At 68.4% G+C, this 21,129-nt stretch carries 17 protein-coding genes and 1 tRNA gene; 9 read left to right on the forward strand and 9 right to left on the reverse strand.

Annotated elements, in window-relative coordinates; all coding sequences use genetic code 11:
- Nucleotides 1–111: 111 nt before the first annotated feature.
- Together BKK81_RS07600 and BKK81_RS07605 are read left to right on the forward strand one after the other, a co-directional pair.
- Nucleotides 112–462, forward strand: a complete 351-nt coding sequence (locus BKK81_RS07600) for a hypothetical protein (RefSeq protein ID WP_071011786.1) — start codon at nucleotides 112–114, stop codon at nucleotides 460–462.
- Nucleotides 463–576: 114 nt separating this feature from the next.
- A complete protein-coding gene (locus tag BKK81_RS07605; RefSeq protein WP_071011787.1) occupies nucleotides 577–2,199 on the forward strand; it encodes an NAD(P)/FAD-dependent oxidoreductase in 1,623 nt (540 codons plus the stop codon).
- Between the two features lie 37 nt (nucleotides 2,200–2,236).
- Here BKK81_RS07605 and BKK81_RS07610 read toward each other — a convergent pair whose 3' ends face one another.
- Entirely contained in the window at nucleotides 2,237–3,433 is a 1,197-nt protein-coding gene (locus tag BKK81_RS07610) for a TIGR03862 family flavoprotein (protein WP_071016208.1), read from the reverse strand.
- A gap of 220 nt (nucleotides 3,434–3,653) precedes the next feature.
- Between BKK81_RS07610 and BKK81_RS07615 the strand changes: the two genes are divergently transcribed.
- Nucleotides 3,654–4,250: a DUF1415 domain-containing protein gene (locus tag BKK81_RS07615; RefSeq protein ID WP_071011789.1), complete on the forward strand. Its 597-nt coding sequence runs from the start codon at nucleotides 3,654–3,656 to the stop codon at nucleotides 4,248–4,250.
- Between the two features lie 69 nt (nucleotides 4,251–4,319).
- On the opposite strand, the gene BKK81_RS07620 is transcribed toward BKK81_RS07615, so the two are convergent.
- Nucleotides 4,320–5,150 carry a class I SAM-dependent methyltransferase gene (locus BKK81_RS07620; RefSeq protein WP_071011791.1) on the reverse strand — a complete coding sequence of 277 codons (831 nt, stop codon included), beginning with the start codon at nucleotides 5,148–5,150 and terminating at the stop codon, nucleotides 4,320–4,322.
- Nucleotides 5,151–5,502: 352 nt separating this feature from the next.
- Between BKK81_RS07620 and BKK81_RS07625 the strand changes: the two genes are divergently transcribed.
- From BKK81_RS07625 to BKK81_RS07635, 3 genes are all read left to right on the forward strand, one after another.
- Nucleotides 5,503–5,937: a response regulator transcription factor gene (locus tag BKK81_RS07625; protein ID WP_071011792.1), complete on the forward strand. Its 435-nt coding sequence runs from the start codon at nucleotides 5,503–5,505 to the stop codon at nucleotides 5,935–5,937.
- A gap of 66 nt (nucleotides 5,938–6,003) precedes the next feature.
- Nucleotides 6,004–6,522, forward strand: coding sequence for a DUF1697 domain-containing protein (locus tag BKK81_RS07630; RefSeq protein WP_071011794.1), 519 nt, complete (start codon nucleotides 6,004–6,006; stop codon nucleotides 6,520–6,522).
- Nucleotides 6,523–6,690: 168 nt separating this feature from the next.
- A complete protein-coding gene (locus BKK81_RS07635; RefSeq protein ID WP_071011796.1) occupies nucleotides 6,691–7,263 on the forward strand; it encodes a DUF4337 domain-containing protein in 573 nt (190 codons plus the stop codon).
- A 344-nt stretch (nucleotides 7,264–7,607) separates the two neighbouring features.
- Here the strand turns inward: BKK81_RS07635 and mmsB are convergent, their stop codons facing one another.
- From mmsB to BKK81_RS07650, 3 genes are all read right to left on the reverse strand, one after another.
- Nucleotides 7,608–8,519 (reverse strand): 3-hydroxyisobutyrate dehydrogenase, encoded by a 912-nt coding sequence (gene mmsB, locus BKK81_RS07640; RefSeq protein ID WP_071011798.1) that lies wholly within the window; start codon nucleotides 8,517–8,519, stop codon nucleotides 7,608–7,610.
- A 31-nt stretch (nucleotides 8,520–8,550) separates the two neighbouring features.
- Nucleotides 8,551–10,050: a CoA-acylating methylmalonate-semialdehyde dehydrogenase gene (locus BKK81_RS07645; RefSeq protein ID WP_071011800.1), complete on the reverse strand. Its 1,500-nt coding sequence runs from the start codon at nucleotides 10,048–10,050 to the stop codon at nucleotides 8,551–8,553.
- A gap of 108 nt (nucleotides 10,051–10,158) precedes the next feature.
- Nucleotides 10,159–11,397 (reverse strand): ABC transporter substrate-binding protein, encoded by a 1,239-nt coding sequence (locus tag BKK81_RS07650; RefSeq protein WP_071011801.1) that lies wholly within the window; start codon nucleotides 11,395–11,397, stop codon nucleotides 10,159–10,161.
- A 248-nt stretch (nucleotides 11,398–11,645) separates the two neighbouring features.
- Between BKK81_RS07650 and BKK81_RS07655 the strand changes: the two genes are divergently transcribed.
- Nucleotides 11,646–12,575 carry a LysR family transcriptional regulator gene (locus BKK81_RS07655; RefSeq protein ID WP_071011803.1) on the forward strand — a complete coding sequence of 310 codons (930 nt, stop codon included), beginning with the start codon at nucleotides 11,646–11,648 and terminating at the stop codon, nucleotides 12,573–12,575.
- A 174-nt stretch (nucleotides 12,576–12,749) separates the two neighbouring features.
- Here the strand turns inward: BKK81_RS07655 and BKK81_RS07660 are convergent, their stop codons facing one another.
- From BKK81_RS07660 to pepN, 4 genes are all read right to left on the reverse strand, one after another.
- Nucleotides 12,750–13,118: a hypothetical protein gene (locus tag BKK81_RS07660; protein ID WP_071011805.1), complete on the reverse strand. Its 369-nt coding sequence runs from the start codon at nucleotides 13,116–13,118 to the stop codon at nucleotides 12,750–12,752.
- A gap of 348 nt (nucleotides 13,119–13,466) precedes the next feature.
- A tRNA-Thr gene (locus tag BKK81_RS07665) sits at nucleotides 13,467–13,542 on the reverse strand.
- A 130-nt stretch (nucleotides 13,543–13,672) separates the two neighbouring features.
- Nucleotides 13,673–14,731, reverse strand: a complete 1,059-nt coding sequence (locus BKK81_RS07670; RefSeq protein WP_071011806.1) for a class 1 fructose-bisphosphatase — start codon at nucleotides 14,729–14,731, stop codon at nucleotides 13,673–13,675.
- Nucleotides 14,732–14,834: 103 nt separating this feature from the next.
- Entirely contained in the window at nucleotides 14,835–17,540 is a 2,706-nt protein-coding gene (pepN, locus tag BKK81_RS07675) for an aminopeptidase N (RefSeq protein WP_071011808.1), read from the reverse strand.
- 218 nt (nucleotides 17,541–17,758) lie between these two features.
- Between pepN and BKK81_RS07680 the strand changes: the two genes are divergently transcribed.
- Together BKK81_RS07680 and BKK81_RS07685 are read left to right on the forward strand one after the other, a co-directional pair.
- Nucleotides 17,759–18,367 (forward strand): DUF4136 domain-containing protein, encoded by a 609-nt coding sequence (locus BKK81_RS07680; protein ID WP_071016210.1) that lies wholly within the window; start codon nucleotides 17,759–17,761, stop codon nucleotides 18,365–18,367.
- A gap of 353 nt (nucleotides 18,368–18,720) precedes the next feature.
- Nucleotides 18,721–21,042, forward strand: a complete 2,322-nt coding sequence (locus BKK81_RS07685; RefSeq protein WP_071011810.1) for an NADP-dependent malic enzyme — start codon at nucleotides 18,721–18,723, stop codon at nucleotides 21,040–21,042.
- Nucleotides 21,043–21,129: the final 87 nt, after the last annotated feature.

The raw sequence follows: 21,129 nt of genomic DNA on the forward strand, positions 1-21,129 counted from the left end.
GTGGGGGAGTCCTGGTATCTGTTGCGGTCGCTATGCCGTGCTCTTGTGCCTGTTGCGGCCGCATCGCGCTGGCTACGCTGTGCAGGTCCGAGATCACGCCAGGAGCCCCTCATGCCAGCCGATTCCGCCGCCAGCCGGCCCATCCCCCAAACGATTTCCCTGCGCGGCGGCCAGTCACTGCGCCTGTCCGCCACGCCGGGCAGCGTATTGCACGTCGCCGCCGGCCGGGCCCGGCTGCATACCGCGCCGGCCTGGCTGGCGCAGAGCATCCATCAGGCGCAGCACCGCCTGGCGGCCGGTGACGTCTACCGGATCGAGACCGCCGGCTGGATCGTCGTGGAGAGCGAGGCCGGCGCGGAACTGACGCTGCGCCAGGCGCCCGCGCGTCCCGGCAGGGTGGCGCGCCTGCTGGTCCGCTGGCCGGTCTGGGGCCTGCTGCGGCGGCTTGCCGGACGCGGCTGAGCGCCCGGCACGGCGGCCCTGTGGCGGGTCGAAAGGGGGGCTGTGCCGAAAAGCCGATAGAATTGCGCTCCGGCCGTCCCCGCTTTGTCATCCCGGCCGCTGGATTCTTTGCCCATGCTACGTCTCAGTGAAGTCAAACTCCCCCTCGAACACGTTGAAAGTGACCTCGAGGCCGCTGTGCTTTCCCACCTCGCCCAGATCGGCGTCAAGGCGGACGGCCTCGTCGGCTATACCGTGTTCCGGCGCGCGCACGACGCGCGCAAGCGCTCGGACATCAAGCTGACCTACATCATCGATATCGAGGTCAAGGACGAGGAGCGTGCGCGCCAGCGCATGGCCGGCAAGCCGCAGTGGAGCATCGCGCCCGACATGCAGTACCGCTTCGTCGCGCGCGCGCCCGAGGGCGGCACCCCGCGCCCGGTGGTGGTGGGCATGGGGCCGTGCGGCCTGCTGGCCGGGCTGCTGCTGGCGCAGATGGGCTTCCGCCCCATCATCCTGGAGCGGGGCAAGGAAGTGCGCGAGCGGACCAAGGACACTTTCGGCCTGTGGCGGCAGGGCGTGCTGAACCCGGAGTCGAACGTGCAGTTCGGCGAAGGCGGTGCCGGCACCTTCTCCGACGGCAAGCTCTACAGCCAGATCAAGGATCCGAAGCACTACGGCCGCAAGGTGCTGGAGGAGTTCGTCAAGGCCGGTGCGCCGGACGACATCCTGTACAAGGCGCGGCCGCACATCGGCACCTTCCGCCTGGTCAGCATGGTGGAAAAGATGCGTGCCGAGATCCTCGAACTGGGCGGCGAGATCCGCTTCAGCACGCGCGTGGACGACCTCGACATCGACGGCGGCAAGCTGCGCGGCGTCAAGCTCTCCACCGGCGACTACCTGCCTTGCGAGCACCTCGTGCTGGCCGTCGGCCACAGCGCGCGCGACACCTTCGAGATGCTGCATGCGCGCGGCGTGTTCATGGAGGCCAAGCCGTTCTCGCTCGGCTTCCGCATCGAGCATCCGCAGGGCCTGATCAATCGCAGCCGCTTCGGCAAGTTCGCCGGCAACAAGCTGCTGGGCGCGGCCGACTACAAGGTGGTGCACCACTGCAGCAACGGCCGCGCGGTCTACAGCTTCTGCATGTGCCCGGGGGGCACGGTGGTGGCCGCGGCCTCGGAGCCCGGCCGCGTGGTCACCAACGGCATGAGCCAGTACAAGCGTGCCGAGCGCAATGCCAATGCCGGCATCGTGGTGGGCATCTCGCCGGAGGACTATCCCGGCGGTCCGCTGGCCGGCATCGCCTTCCAGCGCCATTGGGAAGAGCGTGCCTTCGTCCTCGGCGGCAGCGACTACCGGGCACCGGGCCAGCTGGTGGGCGATTTCATCGCGCGCCGGCCGTCGACCTCGCTCGGCACGGTCGAGCCTTCGTACAAGCCGGGCGTGACGCCCACCGACTTGTCGACCGCGTTGCCGGACTACGTCATCGAGGCGATCCGCGAGGCCCTGCCCGAGATCGACAAGAAACTGCATGGCTTTGCCATGCACGATGCCGTGCTGACCGGCGTGGAAACGCGTACCTCGTCACCGCTGCGCATCCGCCGCAAGGACGACGATTACCAGAGTGTGAACGTCGAAGGTCTCTATCCCGCCGGTGAGGGTGCCGGTTATGCGGGCGGCATCTACTCGGCGGCCATCGACGGCATCGAGGTGGCGGAGGCGGTGGCCCTGGCCATCACCGGCGGCCGGCGCGGCTGAGCTCCGCCCGCCGGAGATGGCGGACCCGGCGGCGGACTCAGCGCCGGCCCAGGTAGCCGGCCGCGCCGGCTCCCGCCACCAGGCCGCTGGCGAAGCAGGCGGTCAGCAGGTAGCCCCCGGTGGGGGCCTCCCAGTCGAGCATCTCGCCGGCGCAGAACACGCCGGGCAGCGCGCGCAGCATCAGGTGCTCGTCCATTGCCTCGAAGGGCACGCCGCCGGCGCTGCTGATCGCTTCGTCGATGGGACGGGGCCGCAGCAGGCGCAGCGGCAGCGCCTTGATCGCGGCCGCCAGCGCTGCCGGATCGTTCATCGCCTCCTTCGGCAGGCACTCGCGCAGCAGTCCCGCCTTGACCCCCGTGATGCCCAGCCGGCTCTGCAGGTGGCTGGAGAGCGAGCGCGCGCCGCGCGGACGCGCCACTTCGTCGGCCACGCGCCGCGCCTCCAGCCCGGGCGCCAGGTCGAGGCGGATCTCGACCGCGCCGTCGCGCACGATGCGGTCGCGTATCGGCGCCGACAGCGCGTAGACCAGGCTGCCTTCGATGCCGCCGGCCGTGACCACGCATTCGCCTTGCCGATAGAGTTCGCTGCCGTCCGGCCCCTGCAGGCCGATGGCCACGGATTTGAGGGGATGGCCGGCGAAGCGCTCGCGGAAGTGCGCGCTCCAGTCCACGTCGAAGCCGCAGTTGGCCGGCTGCAGCGGCGCGGTGCCGATGCCGCGCGCGGCCAGCAGCGGCACCCAGGCGCCATCGGAGCCCAGCCTGGCCCAGCTGCCGCCGCCCAGCGCCAGCACCACGGCGCCGGCATCGGCATGGACTTCGCCGTCGGGCGTGCCGAAGCGCAGGCGCTGGCCGCCGGCCACCGCGCCTTCGCTCCAGCCCAGCCAGCGGTGGCGCATGCGGAAGGTCACGCCGGCCTCGCGCAACTGATGCAGCCAGGCGCGCAGCAGCGGTGCGGCCTTCATGTCGGTGGGGAAGACCCGTCCCGAGCTGCCGACGAAGGTCTCGATGCCGAGGCCGTGCGCCCACTCGCGCAGCGCCTGCGGGCCGAAAGCGGCGAGCAGCGGCGCGATGTCCGCGCTGCGGCTGCCGTAGCGGGCCAGGAAGGCCGGCGCCGCTTCCGCGTGGGTCAGGTTCATGCCGCCCTTGCCGGCCATCAGGAACTTGCGCCCGACCGAGGGCATGGCATCGAACAACGTGACGGCCAGGCCGCTTTGTGCCAGCCGCTGCGCCGCCATCAGGCCGGCCGGGCCGCCGCCGACCACGGCCACCGCGAGGCGCTCGCCCGCATGCGGTGCGCCGGCGTGGCCGGGATCACCCAGGTGGCGTGGGGTAGTGGTGTCAGGCTGGTCTGCAGTGGGCATCGAGGTGGTCGGGGAGAGGCGCGCGCTGGCGCTTGCGCGGCGGATTATATCGGGTGGCGGGGGTAGAATCGGGGCCCGTACCGAGCTTGCTTCCATGTCCGACCTGCCTTCTCCGGCTGCCCCTGGCAGCGCCACTCCTGCCGGCGACGATGCCGTGCTCGCCGCCACACGCCACTGGCTGACGCGCGCTGTCATCGGGCTCAATCTGTGCCCCTTCGCCAAGGGCGTGCACGTCAAGGGCCAGATCCGCTACGCCATCAGCGCCGCGCGCACGGCGCCGGAGGTGCTCGACGACCTCGAGCGCGAACTGAAGCTGCTGGCGGAGGCCGATCCGGAGCAGGTCGACACCACCCTGCTGATCGTGCCGCATGCCCTGAGCGAATTCCTCGAGTACAACGACTTCCTGTACTTCGCCGAGCGCCTGCTGGCCAGCCTGGGGCTGGACGGTACGCTGCAGATCGCCAGCTTCCACCCCGAGTACCAGTTCGCCGGCAGCGAGCCGGACGATGCCGAGAACTGCACCAACCGCTCGCCTTACCCCATCCTGCACCTGCTGCGCGAAGACAGCATCGCGCGCGCGGCCGAGGCGTTTCCCGACGCGGCGGACATCTACGAGCGCAACCAGGAAACCATGCGCCGCCTGGGCCTGGCCGGCTGGCACGAGTGGATGCGGAAGCCGTCCGGCGACTGACGACCGGGGCGCCGGCAGGCGCATCGCGCTGGCGCAGGCAATGGTGCAGGCGCCTGCCCGGGAGCCCGTTCAGGCCGGCGCGAAGAAGCGTTCACGCAGTTCTTCCAGGCCCAGCGAGTCGATCACGCTGGCCAGCCGCTCGGCCGGGCGGCGGCGCGGCAGGTCCTTGTACTGGGCGATGATCAGCTCGTTCTTCATCGAGTGTTCCCAGCCCACCAGCTCGGTCACCGTCACCTGGTAGCCGTGTGCCTCCAGTTGCAGGCAGCGCAGCACATTGGTCAGCTGGCTGCCGAATTCGCGCGTGTGCAGCGGATGGCGCCAGAGCTCCGTGAGCGGATTGCCGGCCAGCAGCTTGCCCTTGTGCTTGCGCAGCACGCTGGCCACCTCGGCCTGGCAGCAAGGCACCAGCACGATGTGGTGGGCGTGCTTGTGCAGGGCGAAGCGGATGGCATCGTCGGTGGCCGTGTTGCAGGCGTGCAGGGCGGTGACCACGTCGACCGTGGCAGGCAGCGCGTCGGAGGTGATCGAGTCGGCCACCGACAGGTCGAGGAAGGACATGCCGGGGAAACCCAGCCGCGCCGCCAGCTCGCGCGAGCTCTGCACCAGTTCCTCGCGGGTCTCGATGCCGTAGATGTGCGAGGCGTCCTGCAGCGTCTTGAAGAACAGGTCGTAGAGGATGAAGCCCAGGTAGGACTTGCCGGCGCCGTGGTCGACCAGCGTGACCTGGCCGCACGCCTGCTTGCGCTCCTGCAGCAGGGGCTCGATGAACTGGAACAGGTGGTAGACCTGCTTGAGCTTGCGCCGGCTGTCCTGGTTCATCTTGCCGTCGCGGGTCAGGATGTGCAGGGCCTTGAGCAATTCGATCGACTGGCCGGGGCGGATTTCGTGGGTATTCGACATGAAGCGGGAGGATGGGCCGCGCGCGGCGCGGCGCCGGGCTGGCGTGCGCGGCAGGGCGAGCGATGTCCGCCAGTTTACCGAAAGCGGCGGCGCTTGGCAGACGCGGAGGCGGCCGGATGGGGACGCCGCCGTAACGCGTTACGTGACACGTAACGCCGGCGCCGCACGCGGCCGGTGGCTTGGCAGCCCCGCCGGCGCCCGCCCATGCCCCGCCAGGCCAGGCGCGGCAAGGCCTGGCGCCGCACGACACGGTGCCCCCGCGTGGGCGCGGCGCTCTGGCACGCCGATTGCAGAATCCTGCGCAGGGGAGCGGTGGCATCCGCCGCTGACGACAAAGACGAGGAGCAGGGAAATGAGAGCGATCGTGCTGGAGAGCCACCCGCTGATGCGCATGGGACTGCAGAGCCTGCTGCGGCAATTGCCGGAACTGGATGTGGTGATCGGGCTGGAGCCCTACGATTTCGACGTCGTCGACGGCGGCGGCTACGAAACGGCGCTGCTGGTGTACAGCATGGCGGACGATGCCAGCGACAACGCCCACCTGCTGCGCTGCTGGCGCGCGCGCATGCCCGGCGCCCGCGTGCTGGTGCTGTGCGACAACATGTGGATGTGCCAGGCGGAGGCGGATTTTCCCTGGGGTGGCCACCTGAGCCTGCCGAAGACGGCATCGCTGCCGACGCTGGAGGCGGCGGTGCGGCGGCTGCTCGAACTGGACGCCGAGCAGCCGGCGGCACTCGCCTGCCGTAATCCGTGGATGCCGCCGGCACGGGTGGCGTCGCACCGCTAGTCCATTGCGTCAGGCGCAGCCGACGGCGGCCCGGGCCATGCGGTCCGGGCGGCGTAGAATGGCGCGATGCCTACCACTACCTATATCGCCCTGCTGCGCGCCGTCAATGTCGGCGGCACCGGCAAGCTGCCGATGGCGGAACTGCGCGCGCTTTGCGAGGGCCTCGGCTTTAGCGGCGCGCGTACCTATATCGCCAGCGGCAATGTGGTGTTCCGCAGTGAACTGAAGGAAGCGGCCGTCAAGGCCGCGCTGGAAGAGGCGCTGGCCGCCTATGCCGGCAAGCCCGTGGGTGTGCTGGTGCGCACCGGCGCCGAGATGGCGGCCGTGCTGGCAGCCAATCCCTTTGCGCAGGCGGCGCCCAACCGTACCGTCGCCATCTTCCTGGACGCGGCGCCGCCTGCCGATGCGGCGCGCAAGGCCAGCGGGCTGAAGGACGAGCAGATCGCCCTGGGTACGCGCGAGATCTACGTGCACTATGGGTCGGGCATGGCGGCTTCGAAGCTGAAGATTCCCGCGGCGCAGGCCGGCACGGCGCGCAATATGAACACCGTCGCCACACTGGCGCACTGGGCTTGCGATGCTTGAGCGGCCTGGCGGTGGGCGTGTTCACGTGTGCGTGTGCTGCCGCATGCCGGCCGGCCGCACTCCAGTGCCGCGGCCAACCATCGCATGGCAGCATCGAGGCAGGGACTTGCCTGGACCGATGACGCGGTAGATATTAGCGGCATCGAGCGGCCAGTCCGGAGGAGGGGGATGCCGGAAGAATTCGAGGTGCATGGTGCCCATGACGACGCGCTCGACCGCGCCGCCGAGGCCGGGGCGTTCGATCCGCTGGCGGGCCGCATCGCGGTCATGACGGCAATCCTGTCGACGATCGGCGCGGTCTTCGGGTATCAAGGCGGGGCCACCCAGAACGAAGCACTGTTGCTGAAGAACCAGGCCGCCATCCACAAGACCGAAGCGGCCAACCAGTGGGCCTACTACCAGGCCAAGGGGCAGGCGGAGGCCATCGCGGAACTGAGCGCGCAGTTACCCGGCGTCGACCATGAGCGGGCCGCGCGGGAAGCAAAGCGCTACGCGATGGAACGCGAGCAGATCCGCCTGAAGGCCGAGTCGTTCGAGAAGGCCGCGCGGGATGCGGACGAGGCCAGCGAGAAGACAGTGCACAGCCACCATCGCTGGGCGCAGGCATTGGTCGCCACGCAGGTGGCCATCGCCATGGCGGCCATCACCATCCTCACGCGGCGCAGGTGGCTGCAACTCGTCTCGTATGGGATCGGAGCGGTCGGCCTGGTGCTCGGCGTGCTTGCCTGGCTTCGCTTCTAGTGTCCTGGATCACAAATTCGTTGACTAAGCCCGCCCTGAGTCCGTCGATGGGCCGCGCGATGCGTCGTCACGAATGCTCGCAAGGCGCCAGCCTTGCTGCGCTTCGTTCCTGGCCTCGCACGTCTTCTCGGCAGGCTTAGTGATTCCACGAATTCAAGAACCAGCACACTGGCTGGTGACGGGACGGCCATCCGGCGAGGTCGAGGCTGGCTGGAGCGATCGTGGCCGGATGGAACGGCCGGGCGCGAAGAAGCCGTTGTCGGCCTGGCATGAGCCGCCATCGACGTAAAGCAGGGCGCGCGGGGGCACCAGGGCAGGCTTGTGCGGCATGATGCCCGCGGCGCCTACCTGACCGCCAGCGCCTGCTCCAGCATCACCGGATCCGCGAACACGCTGGAGAAGTCCAGCGGCCCGTGGCCGTTGGCGCGGTGTACTTCGAAGATGCGCCGCGCCAGGTCGCCCAGCGGTGCGGCCACGCCGCTCGCCGCTGCGGCGGCGTGCGCCAGGCGCAGGTCCTTGGCCATCAGGTCCGTGGCGAAGCCTCCCGTATAGCCGCGCGAGGCCGGGGCCGATTCCATCACGCCCGGGCAGGGGTTGTACACCTCGAGCGTCCAGTTGCGTCCCGAACTCTGCTGCATGACGGCCGAGACCACCTTCGGGTCGAGCCCGTTGGCGATGCCCAGCCGTAGCGCTTCGCTGGTGCCGGCCATCAGGATGCCCAGCAGCATGTTGTTGCACAGCTTGAGCGTCTGCCCGGCGCCCAGCGGCCCGCCATGGTGGATGGCTCGCCCCATCGATGCCAGCAGCGGCCGCATGCGCTCGACCAGCGCCGCGTCGCCGCCGACCATGAAGGTGAGCGTGCCGGCCGCGGCGCCCGCGGTGCCGCCCGACACCGGTGCATCGAGCAGGGCCGTGCCCGGGCGCGCCTGCGCCGCGATCTGGCGCGGCACGTCCGGCGGCACCGTGCTGCTGTCGAGCAGCACCGCGTGCGGCGCGGCATGCGCGAGAATGCCGTCCGGTCCGCCGTAGGCGGCCAGCACGTGCTCGCCCGCGGGCAGCATCGTGATGACCACGTCGGCATCGCGCACGGCGTCGGCGATCGAGCTGGCCGCCTGTCCGCCTTGCGCGGCCAGGCGTTCCCGTGCCGTGCCCGACAGGTCGAAGCCGCGCACGGCGTGTCCGGCCTTGACGAGATTGGCAGCCATCGGGCCGCCCATATTGCCCAGGCCGATGAAGGCGATTCTCTGTGTGGTCATGACGGTCTCCCGTGTTCGCATCAGGCTGGCATCACTTCAGCGTGATGGTCGTATTCACGCCGGCCGGCCCCGTGCCGCGCGCCTGCCAGCGTGCCGTCACCGTCTTGGTCTGCGTCCAGAACAGGATCGCCTGCTTGCCGTTGGGGCCGAGGTCGCCCAGTTTCGATGCGCGCGAGCCCGTAAAGCTGAACCATGCCACCGGCACGGGAATCGGCAGGTTGATGCCGACCTGGCCGACGTCGATCTCGTTCTGGAACTGGCGCGCCGCACCGCCGTCCTGCGTGAACAGCGCCACGCCGTTGCCGTTCGGATTGGCATTGATGAGGTCGATGGCCGCGTCGAGCGTGTCGACGCCCGTCATGCACAGCACCGGCCCGAAGATCTCCTCGCGGTAGATCGACATGCCGGCGGTTACGCCATCGAACACCGTCGGCCCGATGAAGTTGCCCTCGGGCGCCTGCGCCACGCTGTGGCCGCGGCCGTCGAGCAGCAGCTTGGCGCCTTCTTCCACGCCGGCGCCGATCAGGCGCTCGATGCGCGAACGCGCGCTCTTCGAGACCACGGGGCCGAGGTCCGCGCTGCGGTCCGTGCCCGGGCCCACCTTGAGCTTGCGCGCACGCTCGACGATCTCGGACACCCACTCGCGCGCCTCGCCCACCAGCACGGCCACCGAGGTTGCCATGCAGCGCTGGCCCGCCGCGCCGAATGCCGCGCCCAGCAGGTGGTTGATGGCCTGCTCGCGATCGGCGTCGGGCAGGATCACGCAATGGTTCTTCGCGCCCATCATCGCCTGGCAGCGCTTGCCGGCGTCCGACGCGCGGCGGTAGAGCTGCGTGCCCACATGCGTCGAGCCGATGAACGACACGGCCTTGATGTCCGGGTGCTCGCACAGGGCATTGGCGATGTCCGGCCCGCCGTGCACCACGTTGAGCACACCCGGCGGCAGCCCGGCTTCGAGCGCCAGCTCGGCCAGCCGCAGCGACGCGCTCGGGTCTTGTTCCGAGGGCTTGAGTACGAACGTATTGCCGCACGCCACCGCCAGCGGGAACATGAAGCACGGCAGCATCACCGGGAAGTTGAACGCGGTGATGCCGGCGCAGACGCCGAGCGGCTCGATGAGCGTGTAGACGTCGATGCCGCCGGCGGCATTCTGCGCGTATTCGCCGAGCTGCAGCGATGCGATCGAACAGGCGTGCTCCACCACCTCCAGGCCGCGTCCCACCTCGCCCTCCGCGTCGGGCAGTGTCTTGCCGTGCTCGCGGGTGATCAGCGCCGCCAGCTCGGCGGTGTGATCGCGCAGCAGTTGCTGGAACCGCAGCATGATGCGCATGCGCGCCGCTTGCGAGGTGTTGCGCCACGTCTTGTACGCGGCCTTGGACGAGGCGATGGCCGCGTTCAGTTCGTCTGCCGTCGCGAACGGCACGCGCGCGACCACTTCCTGCGTGGCCGGGTTGATGACATCGCGCCACTCGGTGGTCTTCGATTCGACCCGCTTGCCGTCGATCAGCAGCGGGAGGGTCGGAATGGACATGGATCGCTCTCCTGGGAAAACCGGATCAGATGCTCAATCAAGAAGAAGATGGGGGGGCGAGCCGGGCCGCGGTGGCGGTACCGGTCATCGCGTGCCTGCGCCAGCGTGTCAGCGCGACGCGGACGTCGTCTTGAGCAGCGGGCAGCTCGACTTCGACAGCGGCTGGAAGGCTTCGGCCGCAGGCACCGTGGCTACCGCGGTGTAGTAGTCCCACGGACCCTTCGATTCGGCCGGCGTCTTGACGCGGAACAGGGTCATGTCGTGGATCACGCGGCCGTCGGGACGGATCGAGGCATTGCGCATGATCGGGTCGCGGATCGGCAGCTCGCGCATCTTCTGCGCCACTACCTTGGCATCGACGCTCCCGGCCGCCGCGACCGAGCGCAGGTAATGCAGCACGCTCGAATACACCCCCGCCTGCACCATGGTCGGCTTCAGGTTCTTGTACTTCTGCTGGAAGCGGGCGGACCAGGCGCGCGAGGCGTCGTCGTAGTCCCAGTAGAAGCCGTCGGTGAACATCAGGCCCTGCGCGGTATCGAGGCCGAGGGCGTGCACGTCCGAGAGGAACACGAGCAAGGCCGCGAGTTTCTGGCCGCGCGGCACGATGCCGAACTCGCGCGCCGCCTTGAGCGCGTTGACGGTGTCCTGCCCCCCGTTGGCCAGCGCCACGACCTGCGCCTTCGACGCCTGCGCCTGCAGCAGGAACGAGGCGAAATCCGACGCGTTGAGCGGATGGCGCGACTGGCCCACCACCGTGCCGCCGAGCATCTTGACGTTATCGGCCGCGTCCTTCTCCAGCGAGGTGCCGAACGCATAGTCCACGGTCAGGAAGTACCAGGACTTGCCGCCGCTCTTGACCATCGCGCGGGCCGTGGCGGCCGACTGCGAATAGGTGTCGAACATCCAGTGAAAGCCCGTCGGCGAGCAGTCCTCATTGGTCAGGCGCGTGGTCGCAGGGCCGGAGAACATCACCACGCGCTGCTTCTCCATCGCCAGTTTCTGCACGGCCAGGGCCGCGGCGGAGTTGGTCAGGTCGGCTATCGCATCGACATTGTCGCGGTCGAACCATTCGCGCGCCCGGTTGGCGGCGACGTCCGCCTTGTTCTGGTTGTCCGCCGAGACCAGGCTGATCTTCATGCCCTTGCATTCGGCCGCCAGGCAGTCGTCGATGGCCATCTGTGCGGCCACCACCGATCCTGAGCCACCCATCGCCGAATACGGACCGGTCATGTCGGTCAGCACTCCGATCTTCACCGGCCTGTCGGGCAGTTGTGCAAAGCCTGCAGGGACGTTGACGCAAAAGCCGACGCCGAGTCCCAGCGCGGCCAACCATGGCTTGATCTTCATCGTGTGTCTCCTTGATGTTTTTTCTTGTCTTGTCTTGTCTTGCCTTGCCATCTTTGCGTGGCATCGGGCGAGTATATTTGTGTGAATTTGCTTTGTATGCAGAAAATCTGCATTTAATATGTGCAAAAACACACATAGGAGATGCCCCCATGCCGAGCCGAGCGAGTGGGGCCGGCCAAGTCACGAGGGCGGCGAGGACATCCAGCGCACGGCGTGCGTCAAACGGACCCGGGGGGCCACACGGTGGTTTGCCGGGCGCTCGCCCCGACTGGGATGACCTGCGCTACTTTCTTGAGGTCGCCCGCACGCAGCGGGTGAGCGTGGCGGCGCAGCGCCTTGGAGTCGACCACACCACGGTTTCGCGCCGCGTGCGCGCGCTGGAGCAGGCGCTGGGCACGCTGCTGTTCGACAAGTCGCGCAATGCGGGCTTCGCGCTCACGCCCGAGGGGCAGCAGTTGCAGGTGTACGCCGAGCAGATGGAAGGAACGCTGCAATCGGCCTGCGAGCAGGTGGCCGGCTGGGGGCAGACGCTGTCGGGGCACGTGCGCATCGGTTCCACCGAGGCGTTCGGCACCTACTTCCTTACGCCCTTGCTGTCGCGCTTTCAGCGGCAATACCCGTCGATCCAACTCGACATCCTGCCCGTGCCGCGTTTCGTGAGCCTGTCCAAGCGCGAGGCGGACCTGGCCATCACGATCGAGCGCCCGCGGCGTGGCCCCTATGTGTGCAGCAAATTGTGTGACTACCGGCTGCAGCTCTACGCCACGCCAGCGTATCTCGCCAGTCACGGCACGATCGAGCGGCTCGGCGACCTCAAGGGCCGGCGCTTCATCAGCTACGTCGACGAACTCACCTTCAGCAAGGAGCTGCGCTATCTGGAAGACATCGTGCCCGGCGGCGACGTCGTGCTGCGCAGCACGAGCGTGATCGCGCAATACCATGCTGCGCTGCAGGGTGAGGCGCTGGCGATCCTGCCCTGTTTCATGGCCGCGCAAGACCCGCGGCTTGTGCCGCTGCTGGTGGACGAGGTGGTCGTGGCGCGCAGTTTCTGGATTTATTGCCACGAAGAACTGCGCACGCTCAAGCGCATCACCACGCTATGGGACTACCTGCGCGAGGCCGCGCTGCGCAACGAAGCACTGCTGCAGGGCAGGGCAGGTGAATTGCGGCATGCATGACGGCGATCGCGCCGGGTGCGGTGCGGAACCGCAGCGTCGATGCTTCCCGCCGCGCCAGCGCGGCCAAGCCGTTTCGGTTTGCCGGCCGGCTCGGTGCCCTGGAGCGGATCCCGCCGCCTCACGCGGGCTGCCGTGACCCGAGGCGAGCCGGGCCGTACTCCGTTGTGTATCGATTCAGCGCTTCCAGACGACCGGCGCGGTCGCGGAGCAGACGGTTATCTTCCCGAACCAATTCCTGCTGGTGTGCAACTTGATGTCTTGGTCACCTATCGGTTCGATCGGCCTTTGCCTTCGGTCTGCCAGGCTGTCGGCCACATTGTGCATCGCTGTCCTGCACTCGGCGGCTGCGCTACCGGGCAGAATCGTGAACTGCTGGTACCGGTAGTCGACCGCAAGCTTGAAGCCGTCCGGCACATATTCCACCGTGTATTCCGTCGACATATCGTACGTGGACATCTGGCGGCCAGAGTAGGGCGGCGCCGTGGTGGTGCAAGCAGCGGACACCAGGCATGCCATCACCGCCAGGATCTTCGAGTATTTCACAGCGCGATCTCCGTTCGTGCCCATGGGGCCGAGGGGCTGTCGGCCAGAGGGCATGTCTCGGGCTGGATGGTATCAAAGATGGGCGGCGGAGCAATTTCGCTCGTGGCCCGGTTATCCATCCCCGCATGAAGGCCGGCGTCATCGCATGAGTCACCGCATGACATTCCTGCCCGGTGCAAGACGGGTGCCTGTCCGCACCTTGCGTGGCTTGCTCGGGCTGTTTGCGGGGAGGAGGGGGGGGCTGGACCGGTGTCGGCCGCATGAGGCCAAAATGCCGCATCGATGGCTACATGGCACCCAGAAACAACAAAGCCCAACCGGTGGGCTGGGCTTGGTGCTTGATCTGAATGGTGCCGAAGAGAGGAATCGAACCCCCGACCTTCTCATTACGAATGAGCTGCTCTACCGACTGAGCTACTTCGGCAACATCGTTCCGTGTGAACCGGAACAGCCCGCAATAATAGCAGGGAGTCCTGCCGGTGGGAAGCTTTTTTTGAAGCGGCCGCGCCATGCGGGCCACCTCATCCATCTTCCCGCCAGCGCAGAGGGGTGCCTCAGGCTCCGCCTGCCTGTTGAGCCTGTTGAGCCTGTTGAGCTTGCTGGGCCTGTTCGGCTTCGCGGTGGTACTGCGTGACGCGGTCCACTTCGTTCTTCGAGCCCAGGATCACCGACACGCGCTGATGCAGTTTTTCCGGCTGCACGTCGAGGATGCGCTCGTGGCCGTTGGTGGCGGCGCCGCCGGCCTGCTCGACCAGCATGGCCATCGGGTTGGCTTCGTACATCAGGCGCAGCTTGCCCGGCTTCTCCGGCTCACGCTTGTCCCAGGGGTACATGAAGATGCCGCCGCGCGTCAGGATGCGGTGCACGTCGGCCACCATCGAGGCGATCCAGCGCATGTTGAAGTTCTTGCCGCGCGAGCCGTCGGTGCCGGCCAGGCACTCGTCGATATAGCGGCGCACCGGCGGGGCCCAGTGGCGCATATTGGACATGTTGATGGCGAATTCCTTGGTGTCCTCGGGAATCTGCACATCGGATTGGGTCAGCACGAAGCTGCCGGCCTCGCGGTCGAGCGTGAACATCTGCACGCCGTTGCCGACCGTCAGCACCAGGGTGGTCTGCGGGCCGTAGACGGCATAGCCGGCGGCGACCTGGTGGCTGCCCGGCTGCAGGAAGTCGGCCTCGGTCACGGTCTGGCCCGGCTTGGGCATGTGCAGCACCGAGAAGATGGTGCCGATCGAGACGTTGACGTCGATATTCGACGAGCCATCGAGCGGATCGAACAGCAGCAGGTATTCGCCCTTCGGGTAGCGATTGGGGATCTCGTAGAAGGAATCCATCTCCTCCGAGGCCATGGCGGCGAGGTGGCCGCCCCATTCGTTGGCGTCGAGCAGCACTTCGTTGGCGATCACGTCCAGCTTCTGCTGGGTTTCGCCCTGCACGTTGCCGGTGCCGGCGGAGCCGAGCACGCCGGCGAGCGCGCCCTTGCTGACAGCGTTGGAAATGGCCTTGCAGGCGCGCGCGACCACTTCGATCAGCAGCCGCAGTTCGGGCTGGATCGTGTTGTGCTTGCGCTGCTCCTCGACCAGATATCGGGTCAGGCTGATGCGAGTCATGGTGGTTCTCCTTGGATGGCCGCAATTCTACATGGCCGCCAGGGGCGGGCCGGCGCCGCCGGCCTTCCCGCTTCGGGCGGGTAGCCGGCGGCGGCCCCCGGTGTCAGGCGGCGAGCGCCTTGCCGACGATCTCGCGCACGTCACGCGACAGCGACGGGGCTGCCGACACTTGCTCCAGCGCGGCGCGCATGCCGTCGCGCAGCACCGGCGTGTACTTCTGCCAGCGGTCCATCACGCGCGCCAGCCGCGCCGCCACCTGCGGATTGATGGCATCGAGCGCGAGCACCTGCTCGGCCCAGAAGCGGTAGCCCGCGCCGTCCTCGGCATGGAACTGCGCCGGGTTGCCGGAGCAGAAGCTGAAGATCAGCGCGCGTGCGCGGTTGGGGTTGCGCAGGGTGAAGGCGGGGTGTTCCATCAGCGCGCGCACCGTGTCGAGGGTGCGCTTGCCGGCGTGGGCGCCGACCTCGCCGCGCTGCATGCCCTGCAGCGAGAACCATTTGTCGATCACCAGCGCGTCGTGCTCGAAGCGCTGGTAGAAGTCGGCCAGCGCCGCTTCGCGGCCGGGCGCAAAGCTGTTGACCAGGGCGCTCAGCGCGGCGAAGCGATCGGTCATGTTGTCGGCGGCGTGGTACTGCCGCTCGGCCAGCGCCTGCATGGCGGCGTCGCCGCTGTCGGCCAGGTAGCCCAGCGCCAGGTTGCGCAGCGCGCGCTTGGCGGCGCTGGCCGCGTCGGGGCTGTAGGGTCCCGGCGTGGCGTTGGCCTCGTAGGCGGCCAGCCACTCAGGCTGCAGCGCGCGCGCCAGGCCTTCGCGCAGGAACTGGCGCGCGCGGTGGATGGCGGCGGGATCGGCCACGCTCATGCGCTCGGCCAGGTAGGCCTCGGCCGGCAGCAGCAGGGCCTGCTCGCGGAAGGCGGGGTTGAGGCTGTCGTCGCTCAGCACCGTGCGCACGGCGGCCACCAGTTCCGGGGCCAGGCGCAGTTCGCGGCCGGCCTGGGCGTCCGATACGAGTTGCAGCAGCGCGCGCGTGGCCAGGCGCTGGCCGGCTTCCCAGCGGTTGAAGGGATCGCTGTCGTGCGCCAGCAGGAAGGTGAGCTGAGCGTCGGTGTAGTCGGCGTCGACGATCACCGGCGCGGAGAAATTGCGCAGCAGCGAGGGCAGCGGGGCGGCGCCACCTGGTTGTGCCGGCAGGCCGGTGAAGCGGAAGCTCTGTTCGGCGCCGGTGAAATCGAGCACGCGCGTGGTGTCGCCGGCGCCGGGCGCATCGCCGGCCTCGCCGTCGAGGTGCAGCGGCAGGTCGCGCCCGTCGGCGCCGATCAGGCCGATCGCGAAGGGAATGTGGAAGGGCTGCTTGTCCGGCGTGCCGGCACGCGTCTCGATGCCCACCTTGGGGCAATGCTGCGACAGCGTCAGGGTGAAACTGCCGTCCTTGGCATCCCACGCGCTGCGCACGCTGACCACCGGTGTGCCGGCCTGGCTGTACCAGAGCCCGAACTGGCCGAGGTCGCGCCCGTTGGCGTCGGCCATGGCTGCACGGAAATCGTCGCAGGCGACGGCCTGGCCGTCATGGCGCCGGAAGTACAGGTCCATGCCCTTGCGGAAGCCGTCGCGGCCCAGCAGGGTCTGGTACATGCGCACGACCTCGGCACCCTTCTCGTACACCGTCACCGTGTAGAAGTTGTTGATTTCCTCGTAGCTGTCCGGGCGCACCGGGTGCGCCATCGGGCCGGCGTCCTCGGGGAACTGCACCTGGCGCAGCAGGCGCACGTCCTCGATGCGCTTGACCGCGCGGCCGGATTCGGAGCCCATCATGTCGGCGGAGAATTCCTGGTCGCGGAAGACGGTCAGGCCCTCCTTGAGCGACAACTGGAACCAGTCGCGGCAGGTGACCCGGTTGCCGGTCCAGTTGTGGAAGTACTCGTGGCCCACCACCGATTCGATATTGGCGAAGTCGGTGTCGGTGGCCGTTTCGGCATTGGCCAGCACGTACTTGGTGTTGAAGATGTTGAGGCCCTTGTTCTCCATCGCGCCCATGTTGAAATCGCCGACGGCGACGATCATGAAGCGGTCCAGGTCGAGCTCGAGGCCGAAGCGCCGTTCGTCCCAGCGGATGGCATGGATCAGGGAGTCCATCGCATGGCGCGTCTTGCCGAGGTCCTGCGCCTCGACCCACACCTGCAGCAGCTTCTCCTTGCCGGAGGCCGATACCACCCGTTCTTCGATGCATTCGAGCTTGCCCGCCACCAGCGCGAACAGGTAGCTCGGCTTCTTGAAGGGGTCTTCCCAAACGGCCTCATGGCGCCCCGCAGGCAGTTCGCGCCGGCCCACCAGGTTGCCGTTGGAGAGCAGCACCGGATAGGCGGCGCGGTCGGCGCGCAGGGTGACCCGGTAGGTGGTCATCACGTCCGGCCGGTCGAGAAAATAGGTGATGCGGCGGAAGCCCTCTGCCTCGCACTGCGTGAAGAAGTTGCCGTTGGAGACGTAGAGGCCGGACAGCGTGGTGTTGGCCGCGGGACGGCAGGCGGTGGTGATTTCCAGGCTGCCTTCGCCAGGCAGGCCGGCCAGCGTCAGCGTGCCGTCCTGGGCGGTGGCGGCGAACGCCTGGCCGTCCAGTTTCACGCTGACCAGTTCCAGGTCCTCGCCGGCCAGCACCAGCGCTGCGTCGGCGGCGGTGCGGCGAAAGCGCACGGTGCTGGTGACCAGGGTCCGTTCCGGGTCCAGTTCGAGCACCAGGTCGACATGATCGAAAGCGAAGGCTGGCGGACTATAGTCTTTACGGTAGACGGTGACGGGCGTGTCGGTGCGCAGCATGGCGGTTCTGTCCTCGGATGACCGTTGGGGCGCCGCGCCGCCGCGGCGCGGGCCAAAACCCCATTGTAGCCAAGGGGCCGGGCGCGGGCCGGCGGGAATCCTGGAGCGCGCCCGCGGTCAGAGAGTGCAGGCAACACGACAGGAACGATAGAAGCATGCGAGGGGCGATCATGAAGTGGCGGTATCCGGACAGGTCGGGGCGCGGCATCGCCGCGGGCATGGTGCTGCTGGGCACGCTGTGGCTGGGCGGTTGCGCCAGCACGGTGACCAGCGAGGTGACGGCCTTCAAGCAGGCCGGCTGGCAGAACGATGCGCCGCGCACCTATGCCTTCGATACGGAGAAGGCGCAGCAGGACCAGCTCGATCGGCTGACCTACCAGCAATGGCTGGCCGAGACGCTGGCGCCGCTCGGATTCAGCCAGGTGTCGCGTGCGCAGGCGCGCTACCTGGTCGGCATGAGCTATGAGGCGGCCCCCGGCCTGGTGCGCGTGGTCGACACGGCCTATCCCGATCCCTGGTACGGGCCCTGGGGACCGTACTGGGGACCTTATGCCGCCTACCGCCCTTGGGGACCTTGGGGCCCCGGCTACTGGCCACCCGCGACCGTGGTGCGCGACGTGCCGGTGACGGTGGCCACCTTGTCGGTCGTGTTCAAGGAGGCAGCCGGCGGTCGTCCGGTCTACCAGGTGACGGCGCGGCAGCAGACCGAAGGGGGCTCGTTGCAATCGGCCATGCCCTACCTGATCCGCAGCGCCTTCGCCAACTTCCCGGCGGACGACGGCCGGCCGCGGCGCGTGACGCTGCCGCTGGACAAGGCGGACCGCTGAGTGTCGGCTGGCGGACCCCCGGGCAGGGGAGGGCGGCCCGCCTGGCGGCACGCGTTGCGCGCCTCAGGCGCGGGGCGCTTCCGCCAGAGGCACCGGCCACATGTGCGTGCAATTGTCCACCGTTGCACGCTTGCGGCGCCGCGCAGACAGGCGCGATTGCCACTGCCCGGGTAAAAGCTGTTTTACCTGGGGAATTCCCCTGCTTTGGGCCACTGGCGCGGCATTCGGGCCTTCTCGAACAGGATGCCTGGGCTAAAATGGCCCTTCGATTCTTCCGGCCCCGGCCGCTGGGGACGACCCGCACAGACGCGGGCCGGCCGCGCGGATGAGGCCATTCTTACCGGACGAGCAGAATGAGCAGCAAGACCAGCGGTGATGCACCGCAACATGCCCCCAACAGTCCTGAGGCGCAGTTGCGCCTGGCCGCGCTGGAATACCACCGCAGCCCGACCAAGGGCAAGATCCAGGTCACCGCGACCAAGGCGCTGTCCAACCAGCGCGACCTGTCGCTGGCCTACTCGCCGGGCGTGGCCTATGCCTGCGAGGAGATCGCCAAGGATCCGTCCACTGCGGCCGAATACACTTCGCGCGCCAACCTGGTCGCCGTGGTGACCAACGGCACCGCCGTGCTGGGCCTGGGCGACATCGGCCCGCTGGCCGGCAAGCCGGTGATGGAAGGCAAGGGCTGCCTGTTCAAGAAGTTTGCCGGCATCGACGTGTTCGACATCGAGCTCGACGCGCGCGACCCGGACAAGATCGTCGAGATCGTGGCCGCGCTGGAACCCACGCTGGGTGGCGTGAACCTGGAAGACATCAAGGCGCCCGAGTGCTTCTACATCGAGAAGAAGCTGCGCGAGCGCATGAACATCCCCGTCTTCCACGATGACCAGCACGGCACCGCCATCATTTCGACCGCTGCGCTGCTGAATGGCCTGAAGGTGGTGGGCAAGGATGTCGGCAAGGTCAAGCTGGCCGTGTCCGGCGCCGGCGCCGCCGCGATCGCCTGCCTCGACACCATGGTCAGCCTGGGCGTGAAGCGCGAGAACATCTCGGTGGTCGACTCGAAGGGCGTGATCTACGTCGGCCGCGACGCGAACATGGAGGCCAACAAGGCCCGCTACGCGCAGGACACCTCGGCCCGCACGCTGGCCGATATCGTCAAGGGTGCCGACGTCTTCCTGGGCTGCTCGACCGCCGGCGTGCTGACCGCCGAGATGGTCAAGACCATGGCCGACAAGCCGATCATCCTGGCGCTGGCCAACCCCGAGCCGGAAATCCGCCCGGAAGTAGCCAAGGCCGCGCGTCCCGACTGCATCATCGCCACCGGCCGTTCGGACTACCCGAACCAGGTCAACAACGTGCTGTGCTTCCCCTACATCTTCCGCGGCGCGCTGGACTGCGGCGCGACCAAGATCACGGAAGAGATGAAGCTGGCCTGCGTGAAGGCGATCGCCGAACTGGCCGAGGCCGAGCTGAACGAGGCGGTGGCGGCGGCCTACGGCGGCCGCGAGCTGAAGTTCGGCCCCGACTACATCATCCCCACGCCGTTCGACCAGCGCCTGATCGAGAAGATCGCGCCGGCGGTGGCCAAGGCCGCGGAGGAGTCGGGCGTGGCCACGCGTCCGATCCAGGACCTGGAGGCCTACCGCCAGCAACTGACGCAGTACGTCTACCACACCGGCCTGATCATGAAGCCGGTCTTCACCGCCGCCAAGGCTGCGCCCAAGCGCGTGGCCTATGCGGAAGGCGAGGAAGAGCGCGTGCTGCGCGCGGTACAGGGCGTGGTCGACGAAGGCCTGGCGCGCCCGATCCTGATCGGCCGTCCGCACGTGATCCAGATGCGCATCGACAAGGCCGGCCTGCGCCTGCGGCCGGGCGTGGACTTCGAGCTGATCGATCCCGAGGACGATCCGCGCTACCGCGCCTACCACGAGGAATACCACGCGCTGCGCGCCCGTGACGGTGTCACGCCCGACATGGCCAAGGTGGCGCTGCGCCGCTCCAACACCCTGATCGGCACCATGCTGATGCACATGGGCGATGCCGACGCGCTGCTGTGCGGCACGGTCGGCCGCTTCGAGGCCCACCTCGAGCACGTGCGCGACGTGATCGGCCTGGCGCCGGGCGCCAAGGTGTTCGCGGCGATGAATGCGCTGATGCTGGAAAAGTACACGCTCTTCATCACCGACACCTTCGTCAACGACGATCCCACCGCCGAGGAGCTGGCCGCCATCACCGAGCTGGCCGCCGAGGAAATCTCGCGTTTCGGCCTGCATCCGAAGGTGGCGATGATGTCGCACTCGATGTTCGGCTCGTCGACCCGTCCGTCGGCGCGCAAGATGCGCGCCGCGCGCGAGATCCTCGCCGCCACCGCGCCGCACCTGGAGGTGGAGGGCGAGATGCAGGGCGACGCCGCGCTGGTGGAAGAAGTGCGCCGCCATTTCCTGCCGTCGACCAAGCTGGCCGGCAGCGCCAACCTGCTGGTGATGCCGACGCTGGATGCTGCCAATATCGCTTTCAACCTGCTGAAGATCACCGGTGGGCAAGGCGTGACGGTGGGCCCGATCCTGCTGGGCGCGGCCAAGCCGGTGCATATCCTGAACCCGCAGGCTACGGCACGCCGCATCGTCAACATGACGGCGGTGGCGGTGGCGGAGGTCAACGCCCAGCGTTGATGCGGTGCAGCGCGGGCCCGCCGGCGCGGGCCGCGCGCCGGCGTCCCGGGCGGCGCCGCGCAGACATGAAAAGCCGGACCCGGGGGT

It is taken from the genome of Cupriavidus sp. USMAHM13 (assembly GCF_001854285.1).
GTDB classification, from domain to species: Bacteria; Pseudomonadota; Gammaproteobacteria; order Burkholderiales; family Burkholderiaceae; genus Cupriavidus; species Cupriavidus malaysiensis.

Coding starts and splice junctions, on each gene's coding strand:
- BKK81_RS07620 (WP_071011791.1), bottom strand. CDS start 5,150: ATGTCGAATACCCACGAAATCCGCCCCGGCCAGTCGATCGAATTGCTC.
- BKK81_RS07615 (WP_071011789.1), top strand. CDS start 3,654: ATGTCCGACCTGCCTTCTCCGGCTGCCCCTGGCAGCGCCACTCCTGCC.
- BKK81_RS07610 (WP_071016208.1), bottom strand. CDS start 3,433: ATGGCGGCGCAGCGGCTGGCACAAAGCGGCCTGGCCGTCACGTTGTTC.
- BKK81_RS07670 (WP_071011806.1), bottom strand. CDS start 14,731: ATGACTCGCATCAGCCTGACCCGATATCTGGTCGAGGAGCAGCGCAAG.
- mmsB (WP_071011798.1), bottom strand. CDS start 8,519: ATGACCACACAGAGAATCGCCTTCATCGGCCTGGGCAATATGGGCGGC.
- pepN (WP_071011808.1), bottom strand. CDS start 17,540: ATGCTGCGCACCGACACGCCCGTCACCGTCTACCGTAAAGACTATAGT.
- BKK81_RS07630 (WP_071011794.1), top strand. CDS start 6,004: ATGCCTACCACTACCTATATCGCCCTGCTGCGCGCCGTCAATGTCGGC.
- BKK81_RS07685 (WP_071011810.1), top strand. CDS start 18,721: ATGAGCAGCAAGACCAGCGGTGATGCACCGCAACATGCCCCCAACAGT.
- BKK81_RS07635 (WP_071011796.1), top strand. CDS start 6,691: ATGCCGGAAGAATTCGAGGTGCATGGTGCCCATGACGACGCGCTCGAC.
- BKK81_RS07650 (WP_071011801.1), bottom strand. CDS start 11,397: ATGAAGATCAAGCCATGGTTGGCCGCGCTGGGACTCGGCGTCGGCTTT.
- BKK81_RS07600 (WP_071011786.1), top strand. CDS start 112: ATGCCAGCCGATTCCGCCGCCAGCCGGCCCATCCCCCAAACGATTTCC.
- BKK81_RS07680 (WP_071016210.1), top strand. CDS start 17,759: ATGGTGCTGCTGGGCACGCTGTGGCTGGGCGGTTGCGCCAGCACGGTG.
- BKK81_RS07645 (WP_071011800.1), bottom strand. CDS start 10,050: ATGTCCATTCCGACCCTCCCGCTGCTGATCGACGGCAAGCGGGTCGAA.
- BKK81_RS07625 (WP_071011792.1), top strand. CDS start 5,503: ATGAGAGCGATCGTGCTGGAGAGCCACCCGCTGATGCGCATGGGACTG.
- BKK81_RS07605 (WP_071011787.1), top strand. CDS start 577: ATGCTACGTCTCAGTGAAGTCAAACTCCCCCTCGAACACGTTGAAAGT.